The organism is Chryseobacterium rhizosphaerae (assembly GCF_003385455.1).
GTDB classification, from domain to species: Bacteria; Bacteroidota; Bacteroidia; order Flavobacteriales; family Weeksellaceae; genus Chryseobacterium; species Chryseobacterium rhizosphaerae.
On the sequence record NZ_QNUF01000040.1, the window covers coordinates 21,295 to 34,592 of the forward strand.

Sequence of the window (13,298 nt, forward strand, 5' to 3'; positions counted from 1 at the left end):
TGTTAGTATTTTGTTTTTTTATGTATATTTGCTTCCTATGGAAAATACACTTCACGAAAAAGTTTCTCAGGATATATTACTTAAAGCGTATAATCATATGATGCTGGCTAAAGCAATGGCCGATATTTACGAAGAAAACAGAAATGTCTGTAAATATGTACACAGCACCTCAAGAGGTCATGAAGCCATTCAGCTAGCAACTGCCTATCAATTAAAAAAAGAAGACTGGATTTCCCCTTATTATAGAGATGAAAGTATTCTTTTGGGAATAGGTTTTGAACCATACCAGCTAATGCTTCAATTATTGGCTAAAGCTGAGGATCCTTTTTCAGGAGGCAGATCTTATTATTCTCACCCATCAAGCAGGGATGAGAACAAACCTAAGATCATCCATCAAAGTTCTGCTACCGGTATGCAGACCATTCCTACAACCGGTGTAGCCCAGGGAATAAAATATATTCAGGACTTTAATCTTCAGCATTTTGAAAATAATCCTGTGGTAGTTTGTAGCCTTGGTGATAATTCGGTAACAGAAGGTGAAGTAAGTGAAGCATTACAATTTGCAGCATTACATCAGCTTCCCATCATATTTCTGGTTCAGGATAACGAATGGGGAATTTCTGTTACAAAGGAGGAAGCAAGAACCTGTGACGCCTATGACTTTGTCGCAGGATTTACGGGATTAAGCAGAATGAGAGTGGACGGAACTGATTTCATAGAGAGTTTCGAAGCAATGAAAAAAGCCGTGGATTTTGTAAGAACAGAAAGAAAGCCATTGGTTGTTTGTGCAAAAACGGTACTGATTGGTCACCACACTTCCGGTGTAAGAAGAGAGTTTTACAGAAACGAAGAAGACTTAACAAAACATAGAGCTAAAGATCCGGGAGAAATCCTTAGAAAACAATTACTGGAAGCAGGTATTGATGAGGATCATTTAAAACAAATCACAAAAAAGGCCCGTCTTGAAGCTGAAGAGGCTTTTGAAAGAGCTAAAAATGCGGAAGATCCAAAACCGGAAACCGTAATGCAGCACATCTTCGCCCCTACTCCTATTACTGAAGAAGCGGGAACCCGTGAACCAGCTAACGGAGAAAAAATCGTAATGGTAGATGCTGCCATCCATGCTATACAGGAACTTATGTGGAAGCATCCTGAAGCATTGCTTTACGGACAGGATGTGGGAGAAAGAATTGGTGGTGTTTTCCGTGAAACGGTGACTTTAGGAAAAAAATTCGGTAGTAAAAGAGTTTTCAATACCGCTATTCAGGAAGCTTACATCATTGGATCTACAGCAGGAATGAGTGCTGTAGGATTAAAACCTATCGTAGAAGTTCAGTTTGCTGATTATATATATCCGGGGATTAACCAACTGATCACCGAAATTTCCAAATCAAGCTACCTAAGCGGAGGGAAATTCCCTGTCAGCAATATTATCCGTGTTCCTATTGGAGCATATGGAGGTGGCGGACCTTATCACAGTGGCAGCGTTGAAAGCATCCTGGCCAATATTAAAGGAATTAAAATAGCCTACCCAAGCAATGCCGCAGACTTCAAAGGACTGTTAAAAGCAGCTTATTATGATCCTAACCCTGTAATAATGCTGGAACACAAAGGATTATACTGGAGTAAAGTTCCGGGAACTGAAGATGCCAAAACAATAGAACCTGCTGAAGATTACATCCTTCCTTTTGGAAAAGGAAAAGTAATTATTGAAGCAGATCAAAATGAAACTGAAAAAGGCAGAACTTTATTAGTTATTACCTATGGAATGGGAGTTTACTGGGCTAAAGAAGCTGTTAAAAACTTCAATGGCAGAGTGGAAGTTATTGATTTAAGAACTTTAATTCCACTGGATGAAGAACTTGTTTTTGAAAGAGTAAAAGCTCATGGAAAATGTATTGTTCTGACAGAAGAACAGCTTAACAATTCTTTTGCAGAAGCTTTCGCGCACCGTATTTCGAAAAACTGTTTCAAATATCTGGATGCACCGGTAGAAACGATGGGATCTTTGGATGTCCCTGCTGTTCCTATCAATCTTGTATTGGAAAAGGAAATGTTACCCAATGCGGAGAAGCTCTCCAAAAAGATCGAAGAAATGCTGCAATATTAAGCTTATCTAAAATAACAGCCTCTAATTTTTTTTAGAGGTTTTTTTTATGTTTTTTTTCATTACTTTTAAATAAAGATTATCCATCTAAATCCCAGACTATTGTAACCAAAGAAAACTTAAAAAATTATTGCTGACAGATACTTTACAGTAAAATTCCATCACAGTTTGGTATTCATTTTGTCTGCACACCAAAACACATTCTTCTTTATGATCACTACAAAATACGTTAACTATAAACAGGTTCTTAATCTATCAGGCACTCCACTCATCTTAATTTCTATCTGGTGCACACTGATTACAGTTCTATTCTATTTCTTCAATTGGCAATGGATGACTATTCCTTGGGTTCCGGTTGCAGTAATCGGTACCGCAGAGGCTTTTTTAGTTGGATTTAAAAACAACCAGGCCTACGACAGACTTTGGGAGGCCAGAAAGATATGGGGTGGAATCGTGAATTCCAGCCGGTCATTTGCTTCAATGATACAGGCCTTTGATACTAAAAACGAAGAAATAGGGGTCTTTGATCTGGAAGACCGAAAAAAAAGAATCATTTACCGCCATATTGCATGGTTATATACTTTCCGTGAACAGCTTTTAATCCCTACAGAATGGGAACACATTAGTGCTGAAAATAAATTCGGAAGAATTAATTTAAGGAGAAACAGACTAATCAAAGCAGGATTTCCGGATTATGGGAGAGCCCCCATTTTCCTCCATAAATATCTTTCCGAAGAAGAATACGATCTTAAGAGTAAATATAAAAACTTTGCTACCTATCTGGTTTCTCAGCAAGCCAAGGATATTAATGAGCTTAAAAACATGAATGCCATCACAGACTTCAATCAGGTACAACTACAAACCTGTTTGAATGAATTCTATGGTTTCCAGGGGCAAGCGGAAAGAATCAAGAAATTCCCATCCCCAAGACAGTTTGCCAGTACCGCATTTGTCTTCAACATTCTGTTTATCATGCTACTCCCTCTTGGGTTAGTGAATGAATTTGCCAAACTGGGAGACTGGGGCATCTGGACTTCCATCCCTTTCTGTATCACCATTGGCTGGATTTATATTATTATGGAACTGGTAGGAGACTATTCTGAAAACCCTTTTGCCGGACTTATGTTTGATGTCCCTATGCTTTCCATCTGCAGAACTATAGAAATAGACCTGCTTCAAATGACCGGTGAAACTGATCTACCAGATCCTATCGCATCTAAAAATGGAGTCCTGGTATAATTACAAATAGAGGTTAATCACAAGATGAAACAGACAATTAATATACTGCCTTTTACAGAATAATAGCTGTTGTATTTTTTACTTCAGAAATCATAAACGAGCTGTGCGTACTTGCGATGTGCTGAAGCGTCGTCAGTTTTGTCAGCATAAAACTACGGTAGTCTTCTATGTCTCTCACTCCTATCTTAAGGATATAGTCGTAGTCTCCACTTACATGAAAACATTCTGTAACTTCTTCAAGATTCATCACTTCTTTCTCAAACTGCAATACAAATTCTTTTTTGTGCTGTATTAACTTTACATGACACAGAACAATAAAATTCCGGTGGATCTTATTCCTGTCCAGTAAAGCTACATATTTGGAAATAACACCTGCATTTTCCAGCTTTTTCACACGCTCATAAACAGCTGTTACAGATAATCCAAGCTTGCCAGACAGTTCTTTGGTAGTTTGTTTACAGTCTTCCTGTAAAAACAGGAGCAGTTTTTTGTCAGTTTCGTCAAGTTCCATAGATAAATTTTTGGTCAAAATTTAATATCTCCGAAGATACTAAATATATTTTCTAAATAAACAAACAATCGCAGTTTTATATTCTATAAATTCAAATTTATGTTGTAATAATTATGAAAATAATGCAATTTGGTTCCATAAAATAAAAACAACGCTTATGGAAAATTTCAATGCAGCCAATGAAATACAGGATCTTCAGTATTTTGGTGAATTCGGGGGAGTGAATCCTTCTATTTCAGACAGCTCTACTTATACTTTCCTTTCCGCAAAAACAATGTTTGATACTTTTGAAGGAAATGCGGAAGGATGTTATCTGTACTCAAGACATTCCTCTCCAATGAATCTTTATCTGGCTCAGGCACTTGCCAAATTGGAAAATACAGAATCCGCCAATGTAACAGCTTCCGGAATGGGTGCTATTACTTCTGTTCTGATGCAGGTATGCAAAGGTGGAGATCATATTATTTCCAGCAGAACAATTTATGGTGGAACATACGCGTTTCTTAAAAACTTTCTGCCACCTTACCATATTGAAACATCCTTTGTAGATATCGGAAATTTCGAGTCTATAGAAAATGCCATACGACCTAATACTAAAGTCATTTACTGTGAAAGTGTAAGCAACCCACTTCTTGAAGTGGCAGATCTTAGAAAGCTTTCGGAAATCTGTAAAAAACATAATTTAAAACTGATTGTCGACAATACTTTTTCACCTCTTTCCATTTCTCCAACATCACTTGGTGCGGATATCGTGATCCATAGTTTAACGAAATTCATTAATGGAAGCAGTGATACTGTAGGTGGTGTCTATTGTGGAACTCAGGAGTTCATTAACGATACAAAAAATGTAAACTCAGGAGCTTGCATGCTTCTTGGTCCTACTATGGACAGTTTCAGATCTGCCAGTATCTTAAAAAACCTGAGAACCCTGCACATCAGAATGAAACAGCACAGCTACAATGCAATGTATCTTGCCGAAAGATTTGAAAAAGACGGATTGAAAATATCTTATCCGGGGTTAGAATCTCATAAAAACCATGAATTAATGAAAAGTATGATTCATGAAGAATACGGATATGGAGGGTTATTAACGCTGGATGCCGGAACTACGGAAAAAGCCAATGAGCTGATGGAAATGATGCAGACAGAAAACCTGGGTTATCTGGCCGTAAGTTTAGGGTTTTATAAAACCTTATTCTCATGTTCCGGAAAATCTACTTCTTCTGAAATTCCGGAAGAAGAGCGTGCTTCCATTGGAATTTCTGATGGTTTGATCAGATTCTCCATCGGTTTGGACCACGACATAAAACGAACATACCAAAAAATGAAAGAATGCATGCTTAAAGTAGGTGTTCTTACCCATGAAAACATTCCTATACTCTAAATTTATTGTTATAAAAGCTGCCGGTTTTGGCAGCTTTTATTTTTTATGGTAATGATGAGGAAAAGCATCCTCCGGTTTCATCTTAAAAATATTCAGTAAAACCCAGGATTTCAGGAAGCCGTAGCCGTAAGAAAACATCTGAATATAAGTGGATATAACTGCCATACCGGCAATACTTATATTTTTAGTAAGAAGCAAGGCATGGAAAAGTACCAAAAAGGTATACAGCCCATAAAAAGCAAGGATAATTCCTCTTCCCAGCACAAAATATTCCAGAAATCCCATTATATATCCCAGCATAAATAGCGTTGGAAAAGCAAAAGAGATCTTCACATAATCAGGATGTCTTTGATTAAGAATAGGCCTTGCACAACCGAATTGATAGACCTGTTTGGAAAATTTTCCAAAATCCACTCTCCGTTTGTGATACACCGCAATATCATCAAAAAAAGCTGTAGTAAAACCATTTTCCCAAAGTGTCATTGACAAATCGGGATCCTCTCCTATTCTCATTTCTGAAAATCCGCCTACTTTTTCAAAAACCGCCTTTCTTACGCCCATATTAAAACTTCTGGGCTGAAATTTTGAAACCGCTTTTTTACTGCCCCTGATTCCTCCTGTTGTAAAAACAGAAGTCATAGAGTATGAAATAGCTTTCTGCATCAGATTAAAACCTTTATGTGCTTTATCTGCCCCACCAAATGCATCACAAGGAATACTAACGATATCTTTTTTAATATGCTCAATGTAATCCTTCTCAACGATTACGTCACTGTCTACAAAAACCAACCATTCATTGGCGGCTCTTGCTGATCCGTAATTCCTTGTCAGTCCCGGTCCGGAATTATCCTTTCTGAAATATTTAATATCCAGAACTTCGTCAAAATGATGTATCGTAGGTTTCAGGTCTATCACAGAGCCATCATCCACAATAATAATTTCAAACTCTTTATCCGTCTGTTGGGTAAGGGAGGTCAGCAACTCAAAAAGCTCGTCTTTTCGGTTGTAAATAGCAACAATAATGGAAATACTAGGTTTCAAATTGAAAATTTGTCAAAATTAACCATTCATAAAGGAATTCACAAACAGTTTAACAGGTATTCACCGAAATTAACACCATCATGCTTTTAGACAGCATTTTAATCACGGGCTCCCGAGGTAGTAATTCCCTTCGTTTGTTGATTTTAATATATTAAATTGACATTTTAAATAAATGAGAACTATACTATTGATGGAAATATAAAAGATCCTTTCAAAAAAAAGAACAAATTTCAATTTGAAATCTGTTCTTTAAATAGAAACTATAATTTTATTAATTTCCATTTTTGGGCATTCGTTCCATTATCTGTATATATTTGTACCTGAGTTCCATTAGCTGTACCGGAATTGGATACATCTAAAGATTTTGTAGGAGCATTAAGAGGCTGTAGCTTATAGTATCCTCCACCCACATCGGTAATTTTCCATTTTTGGGCGGTATTACTATTAGAAGCCCAAAGCTGAACTTTTGTTCCGTCTGTTGTCCCTGCATTCAAAACATCCAATACACTAGTACCATTCGTTGCAGAAACCAACTGATAGGTGGCTCCGGAAGTAATTCCACCTATTGGCGTTGTTCCGTCTCCATACACCGTATTTTGTCCATACAGCACATTGGTAGCACCCGAAAAATAAGAAGCTATATTGGTAGCACCCAAATCATAATACAGAAAAACACCATATCCATCATTCTTAGTTCTCTGTGCAAAGCTTGTAGCGGTAGAACTACTTGTAAAAGAAGAAGTTCCCGGATTTACATTCACTGCAGCAGCACCTTTATGAGCACTATCCAAACCCGGTATATTAGGAGCAGAATATGTACTGTAATAAGGATTCCAGGCATAATCTACTTTCGATCCAACCGTTACCCCATTATAAGAAAGATTGCTCGCGGAAGGGCCAATATTGTAAAAAGAAATAATCTTTGTGGGAAGTAGGTCCCTAAGGGCAGTCACCAGATAAACAAATGAAGACTGATTAGGTTGAGCAGTCCCATTAGCCCCATAATTGGCGTATTCATCATCAAAGTCAATACCATCCAAGCCATAAGTATTCACAGCATCAGCTAATTCCTGAGCAAAAGCCTGAGCTGCAGCCTGAGTCGGAAAATTGGCAAATCCAGCTCCCTGGTGGTTACCTAGAATTGATAACATGACTTTAATTCCTTTATCCTGCAGAGGTTTTATATAGGTATTTTTATTGGTAAGTACATTGGTAACCTGATCATTAAAATGCAAATAGGCCTTCTGAGTAGAAGTATTATAGTTGATGTTGGCAGCAAAAATAATGGCGACATCAAAAAGCTGCCTTCCATCCGCCAGTTTATATTTACCTACTTCCCGGATATCATTGTTATTCACCTCAACATACATAACAGAAAGAGGATTCTTTCCAAAAGCAGCAACTTTGGAATTCAAATCTCCTCTGGCTGATAAAGATTGATCTTTTGAAGTTGTTGAATCTTCCAAACGATCAGAATTACATGAAACAATACTGAGCATGCTCATCAATAAAATACATAGAGATACTAAACTAATTTTTTTCATAATACAATTGTTTATTTCAAATGTAAAATAAGACCCAGTAAATCATTAATGATAAATTATCAAAATCATACACTATTTTATCAAAAAGAAATAAATAAAATAAACAATAGTAAATAAAAATACAAAACAAATAACAGATTCTTATTTTTTCAAAAAATAAGATGGTATTAAAAAAAGCAAACCGGAATTAAAATATAAACATATGACTAAAGCTGTTGAAAGAAAAAGTAAACAGCAGCAGAAAAAATACATAGAAAATAAACTTCTGAAATAAACAATCCAAGAATATGGAGTGCAAAACAACAGGCTGATGAAATCAAAAATCCAATTAAATAGTGATAGCCAGTGTAAGTAAAGAATATTGAAAGGGTATCGGGTTTTTAAGAACAAAGAACAATAATACGAAGCCTATGCAAGCAAGGCCATACTTATCTACTCTAGTCTGTATTTGGATCTCACTTTTTGGGGGTTTGATGACCCTTCTCATTGGAAGTCGACGAACCTCCCAACAACTCCAGCGCATCAAAAACAACACCTATTATATCAAAAATATTCCAGGACATAGATTAACTTAAAGGTTAAACAAAATTTTGAATATCTAAAAGCAAAAACCCTTCCATAACAGGAAGGGTCTATAAAATATTTATTGATTTTCGAGTTTGTGGATCTTTTTAGTTCCTTCATACATCTCATACTGTAAAAATCTGGTTTCCAGTTTTCCATTGAAAAGTTTAATCTTTCTGGAAGGACGCAGCCCTATTTTTTTAACAGCTTCCAAATCGGATGAAATTAACCATGCTAATGTATTCGGATAGTTTGTTTTAAAGGTATCCCCTATTTTTTTGTAGAAATCATCGTCATTGATAGAGATTCTTTCATCATAAGGAGGGTTAAATACCATCAGTAATGGGAAAAGTTCTTTCTTGGAATCAAAAAAGTTCTGTTTTTTGATCTCAATTACATCTTCCATTTCCGCAGCATCAATATTTGCTTTGGCAGCATTCAGCATTTTGCCATCAATATCATATCCTACAATTTTTCCATCGAACTGTTTCACTCTGTTAATTCTGAACTCTTTAATTTTCGAAAACAGATCAGCATCATAATTCTTCCAGTTTTGGAAAGCAAATCCTCTTCTGAAGATCTGTGCCGGAAGGTCCAGCGCAATCATAGCAGCCTCAATCAGTAATGTTCCCGAACCACACATAGGATCAAGGAAGTTACCTTTCCCATTCCAGCCGGCAAGCTGAAGCATCCCGCTGGCAAGGACTTCATTAATAGGAGCTTCTCCCTGCTCTCTTCTGTATCCTCTCTTAAATAAAGGATCTCCAGAAGAATCCAGTGAAATCATCACCAATTCTCTGTCGATATGAAGATGGAATTTAATATCCGGATTTCTTGTTTCTACATTAGGACGTCTCTTGAATTTATCCTGAAAATAATCTACAATAGCATCCTTCATTTTTAATGTCACAAACTGTGAATGCTTAAATGTTTCAGAATTCACTGTTGAATCAATAGCAAAAGACTGGTCAACACTCAAAAAGTCTTCCCATGGAAATTTAAAAAGCCTGTCATAAAACTGATGCTGGTTAAAAGCCTTAAACTCATGAATCGGCACTAAGATTTTTAATGCTGTTCTTGCTGAGTAATTAACTTTGTAAAGAAAACCAAGATCTCCTTCACAATTTACCGCTCTGTTTTTAATTTCGACATTTCTTCCCCCTAATTTCTTGATTTCTTCCGCCAGAATCTGCTCAAGTCCGAAGAATGTTTTTATCTGAATTTTTATATTTTCTGTGTCCATAAGTAAAAATTAAAAGTATAAAGGTTTAATAATTAAAAGATTAGCTATCCAACGTATTGATCAATTGAATTTTTCAATCTTTTAATGTTGTAAAATACTTTGCTTTTAACCGCACAAATTTAGTTATTTTTGCATTATGGAATGGTTTGAATCTTGGTTTGATACCCCTTATTATCATTTGCTTTATAGCAACAGAGACTATACTGAAGCCGAAAACTTCATTACAAAGCTTACTGCGGACCTTCAGCTGCCGCCTAATTCAAAAATTATAGATCTTGCTTGCGGCAAGGGAAGACACTCCGTTTTTCTGAACAAACTGGGATATGATGTTTTAGGGCTCGACCTGTCCAGACAGAGTATTGAATCTGATAAACAATTTGAAAATCAGACACTGGTTTTTGATGTTCACGATATGAGAAATCCTATTGATGCAGATCCTATGGATGCTGTTTTCAATTTATTTACAAGTTTTGGCTATTTTGATAATGAAAATGATGATAAAAAAGTTTTTCAGTCTGTATACAATGCTTTAAAACCGGGAGGTTATTTTGTACTGGATTATCTTAATGAAGAATATGTAAGAAAAAATATAGTTCCTGAGACCATAATCACAAGGGGTGACATTGATTTTAAGATTCTGAAAAAAATAGAAGGCAGGCATGTGATTAAAGATATTCGTTTTGAAGCAGATGATAAGCCTTTTCATTTCTTTGAAAAAGTAAAGCTCCACACATTAGAAGCTATTAATACTTATGCTTCTAAATGTGGCTTTGAAAGAATAAAAATCTGGGGAGATTACCAGCTGAATGAATTTGATAGAGAAAGTTCCCCACGTTGTATCAATTTATTTAAGAAAAAATAATGACCACAGTACTTTTACTGATTTTAAGTGTAATTGCAGGAGTATTTCTGGGAAAACACTTTGGCAAAAAAGAAAAACTGGCTAAAAATCTTTTGATCTTAAGTGCCGGTTTTTTGATTACGATATGCCTGAATGAAGTCTTTCCACAGGTTTATACCTCATCAGAAAGCAACAATCTTGGAATATTTGTGATTGCAGGTGTTCTTTTGCAGATGATTCTGGAAGCATTAACCAAAGGTTTTGAACACGGACATTTTCATCACCACAGCGACCACAATATACTTCCTGTTGCTTTAATGGTAGGGCTATTTATTCATGCCTTTATAGAGGGAATCCCTCTTGCCAATGAAGAACATGAATTGTCACCTTACCTACTAGGGATTGTATTTCACAATCTACCGATCTCTTTTATTCTGGGAGCATTTTTGTTCAACAGGCATGAAGAGTCGAAAAGTAAATCATCATATCCTTCTTTACTGATTGTCGCTCTTTTTGCACTCGCTTCACCCATGGGAATGTTATTAGGAAATTATTTCAACCCAAATCTGCAGCCTTATTTTCTGGCTATCGTAGGAGGGATTTTCCTTCATATTTCCTCAGTGATTATTTTCGAGAGCAATAAGAACCACAATATAGACTGGGTAAAAATAGGACTGGTAGTACTGGGAGTTTCACTGGCGCTTTTCATGCATATCTTCCACCAGCATCCGCATTAATATATACTTTAAAAAAATAAAAAAGCTCCGAATATTCTTCGGAGCTTTTTATGTATATGTTCAGAAACTTAGAATTTCCATCCCAAAGTAAGGAAGAAATTATTTCTGGTATTTTTCACATTGGAAACTGCATAAGCATCGCTGCTTACAATATTCGATGGAGAATAATAAGCAGAATCTACCTGATCTGAAAGCACTCCTCTCAAGAAAGGATTATTGTACTTTGATGTTATATTCTGGTAAGAAGCATCAATATAGAATGATTTGAAATCATATCCTATACCGAATGAAATAAGATTTCTGTCACTCAACATAAGATTACTGTATGACTGATTGTCCTGGGCAATACCGGCATCATTATAACTGCTGATAGCAATAGCATCCATAGGACTGGAAATATAAGAATAACCTCCTCTCAGTCTGAATTGCTGTACTCTGTATTCAGCCCCCAGTCTAAGCTCTGATAAGTTTTTGTAATTATCCTTAAAGAAATCGTTCAGTTCTCTTTCCGCTGATCCATACACTTTATAATCAGGTTTTGTAAGTCCTAGTGTATAATCTACGTTCAATGAAAAATTCTTATTGGCTACGAATGCAGCACTTACTGTTGCCTTAAGCGGTGTAGTAAGCTTTCTGTTCTCATACCCTATTCCATCTCCTGTATTGGCATCGTTATAATAATTATAATCTCTGTCAATAGTCCAGAAAGTAGGTGTTTCCAAAGCTGCTCCCACTCTGAAATTAGGACTTAGCTTCCCTATTACCCCTAATGAAGCTGAAAACCCTGAAGATCTTTCAAAATATGGAGTATTCTGCTTACTGAAATATTCCATAGATTTATTTTGAATAGATTGGAAAGCTGCTGTATCATACTGATCGATTGATGTACTCAAAAAGTTAAGACCTGCTCCAACATAGAAGCTATGATTATAATTCGCTCCAACCCCAAAACTCATTTTTGATAAATGACCATATCGGTTGTAAGCGTGTCCTGCAAATGCTGAACTTTTATCCGTATCAAAATCATAAATCATTTTATTATTCCCAGCCGATTCTACATAATTATCAAGAGACTGATTGGAATAGTTGATCCCTATGTTGATAAATTTCCATGCTGTTTCGGTCATCAATGGAAAAGCAATAACACCTCCCACATTTCCAAGATCAGTCTTGGTTTTGTTATAGTCTAAGGTAGAACCTGCCCAAGTACTGCTGTTTTTATTACCGGCAACAGATAAAGTTCCTGAAATTTCTCCGGAAATAGCAACTCCTAAACCTGCGGGGTTGGTAAGCAATGAGTTGGCATCTCCACCTAATGCTCCGTTAGCACCTGCCATCCCATTAAACTTAGCCGATCCCACCATAGGAGAACTGGAATAAACATCTACAGTATTCCTTATCACGGAAACATCCTGTGCCTGCGCAAAGAAAGCCGCAGAAACACTCATTAATACTAAAGATTTTTTTAACATTATTTATTAATAGTTTATTTTAATTTGAAAATTATCTGAAGCCTCCGCTACCTCCGGATCTCATGCCGCCTCCGCCGCCAGATCCACCTCTGAAGCCACCGCCTCCGGAATTGAAACCACCACTTGATCTGAAGCCTCCTGAATCATTAGATCTGAAACCTCCGCTGTTATTATATCTTGGTTGTTGATTATATTCAGGTCTTGGTTGTGGAGAAGAATTACGGAATCCTCCAGAATTTCCTTGTCTGAATCCACCATTAGTATTAGAATCTCTGAAGCCTCCGGTATTTCCTTGTCGGAATCCTCCATTGGTATTAGAACCTCTGAAACCTCCGGTATTTCCCTGTCTGAAGCCTCCATTAGTATTGGAATCTCTGAAACCATTGTTACTGCCGTTTCTGAAACCTCCTGTGTTACTTGGTCTGTAAACATTATTGGTTACCCCAGGATTACCAACGAATCCTCTTCCATCAGCACCACTTCTTCTGTATGCCGGTCTGTTGTAGTAACCACCACCCCAGTAGCCTCCTCCATAGCCCCAATATGGGTTACCATAGTATCCACCCCAGAATGGATCATAATATCCGCCCCAGTAAGGACTTCCCCAGCCAATAG

Annotated in this window: 10 protein-coding genes and 1 pseudogene; 5 read left to right on the forward strand and 6 right to left on the reverse strand. The window is 36.7% G+C overall.

The features are described 5' to 3' along the window. Positions 1-37 precede the first annotated feature (37 nt). Entirely contained in the window at positions 38-2,110 is a 2,073-nt protein-coding gene (locus DRF57_RS21840) for an alpha-ketoacid dehydrogenase subunit alpha/beta (RefSeq protein ID WP_047494213.1), read from the forward strand. Positions 2,111-2,317: 207 nt separating this feature from the next. Further along, positions 2,318-3,346 (forward strand): bestrophin family protein, encoded by a 1,029-nt coding sequence (locus DRF57_RS21845; RefSeq protein ID WP_115920844.1) that lies wholly within the window; start codon positions 2,318-2,320, stop codon positions 3,344-3,346. Positions 3,347-3,398: 52 nt separating this feature from the next. Here DRF57_RS21845 and DRF57_RS21850 read toward each other — a convergent pair whose 3' ends face one another. Beyond that, positions 3,399-3,857, reverse strand: a complete 459-nt coding sequence (locus tag DRF57_RS21850) for an Lrp/AsnC family transcriptional regulator (RefSeq protein WP_047494219.1) — start codon at positions 3,855-3,857, stop codon at positions 3,399-3,401. A gap of 157 nt (positions 3,858-4,014) precedes the next feature. Here DRF57_RS21850 and DRF57_RS21855 point away from each other — a divergent pair, with 157 nt between their 5' ends. Continuing rightward, the gene (locus DRF57_RS21855) at positions 4,015-5,241 is read left to right on the forward strand and encodes an aminotransferase class I/II-fold pyridoxal phosphate-dependent enzyme (protein WP_084086117.1); all 1,227 of its coding nucleotides are present in this window, start codon (positions 4,015-4,017) and stop codon (positions 5,239-5,241) included. Positions 5,242-5,277: 36 nt separating this feature from the next. Here the strand turns inward: DRF57_RS21855 and DRF57_RS21860 are convergent, their stop codons facing one another. From DRF57_RS21860 to DRF57_RS21870, 3 genes are all read right to left on the reverse strand, one after another. Then, positions 5,278-6,282 (reverse strand): glycosyltransferase, encoded by a 1,005-nt coding sequence (locus tag DRF57_RS21860; protein ID WP_084086118.1) that lies wholly within the window; start codon positions 6,280-6,282, stop codon positions 5,278-5,280. A 260-nt stretch (positions 6,283-6,542) separates the two neighbouring features. After that, entirely contained in the window at positions 6,543-7,826 is a 1,284-nt protein-coding gene (locus DRF57_RS21865) for an endo-beta-N-acetylglucosaminidase H (protein ID WP_115920846.1), read from the reverse strand. Between the two features lie 643 nt (positions 7,827-8,469). Further along, the gene (locus DRF57_RS21870) at positions 8,470-9,633 is read right to left on the reverse strand and encodes a THUMP domain-containing class I SAM-dependent RNA methyltransferase (RefSeq protein ID WP_047494230.1); all 1,164 of its coding nucleotides are present in this window, start codon (positions 9,631-9,633) and stop codon (positions 8,470-8,472) included. Between the two features lie 136 nt (positions 9,634-9,769). On the opposite strand from DRF57_RS21870, the gene DRF57_RS21875 reads away from it, so the two are divergent. Together DRF57_RS21875 and DRF57_RS21880 are read left to right on the forward strand one after the other, a co-directional pair. Next, complete coding sequence (locus DRF57_RS21875; protein WP_115920848.1) at positions 9,770-10,495, forward strand: class I SAM-dependent DNA methyltransferase; 726 nt, start codon at positions 9,770-9,772, stop codon at positions 10,493-10,495. Continuing rightward, complete coding sequence (locus tag DRF57_RS21880) at positions 10,495-11,211, forward strand: ZIP family metal transporter (RefSeq protein ID WP_115920850.1); 717 nt, start codon at positions 10,495-10,497, stop codon at positions 11,209-11,211. Before DRF57_RS21875 ends, DRF57_RS21880 begins: the two co-directional genes overlap by 1 nt. A 68-nt stretch (positions 11,212-11,279) precedes the next feature. On the opposite strand, the gene DRF57_RS21885 is transcribed toward DRF57_RS21880, so the two are convergent. Together DRF57_RS21885 and DRF57_RS21890 are read right to left on the reverse strand one after the other, a co-directional pair. Then, entirely contained in the window at positions 11,280-12,683 is a 1,404-nt protein-coding gene (locus DRF57_RS21885; RefSeq protein ID WP_084086122.1) for an OmpP1/FadL family transporter, read from the reverse strand. A gap of 31 nt (positions 12,684-12,714) precedes the next feature. Then, positions 12,715-13,298, reverse strand: a pseudogene (locus tag DRF57_RS21890) (prolyl-tRNA synthetase); the annotation flags it as partial.

Excerpts from the sequence above, each read along its gene's own strand:
- DRF57_RS21880 (WP_115920850.1), top strand. The coding sequence starts at position 10,495 with ATGACCACAGTACTTTTACTGATTTTAAGTGTAATTGCAGGAGTATTT.
- DRF57_RS21840 (WP_047494213.1), top strand. The coding sequence starts at position 38 with ATGGAAAATACACTTCACGAAAAAGTTTCTCAGGATATATTACTTAAA.
- DRF57_RS21870 (WP_047494230.1), bottom strand. The coding sequence starts at position 9,633 with ATGGACACAGAAAATATAAAAATTCAGATAAAAACATTCTTCGGACTT.
- DRF57_RS21875 (WP_115920848.1), top strand. The coding sequence starts at position 9,770 with ATGGAATGGTTTGAATCTTGGTTTGATACCCCTTATTATCATTTGCTT.
- DRF57_RS21855 (WP_084086117.1), top strand. The coding sequence starts at position 4,015 with ATGGAAAATTTCAATGCAGCCAATGAAATACAGGATCTTCAGTATTTT.
- DRF57_RS21885 (WP_084086122.1), bottom strand. The coding sequence starts at position 12,683 with ATGTTAAAAAAATCTTTAGTATTAATGAGTGTTTCTGCGGCTTTCTTT.
- DRF57_RS21865 (WP_115920846.1), bottom strand. The coding sequence starts at position 7,826 with ATGAAAAAAATTAGTTTAGTATCTCTATGTATTTTATTGATGAGCATG.
- DRF57_RS21850 (WP_047494219.1), bottom strand. The coding sequence starts at position 3,857 with ATGGAACTTGACGAAACTGACAAAAAACTGCTCCTGTTTTTACAGGAA.
- DRF57_RS21845 (WP_115920844.1), top strand. The coding sequence starts at position 2,318 with ATGATCACTACAAAATACGTTAACTATAAACAGGTTCTTAATCTATCA.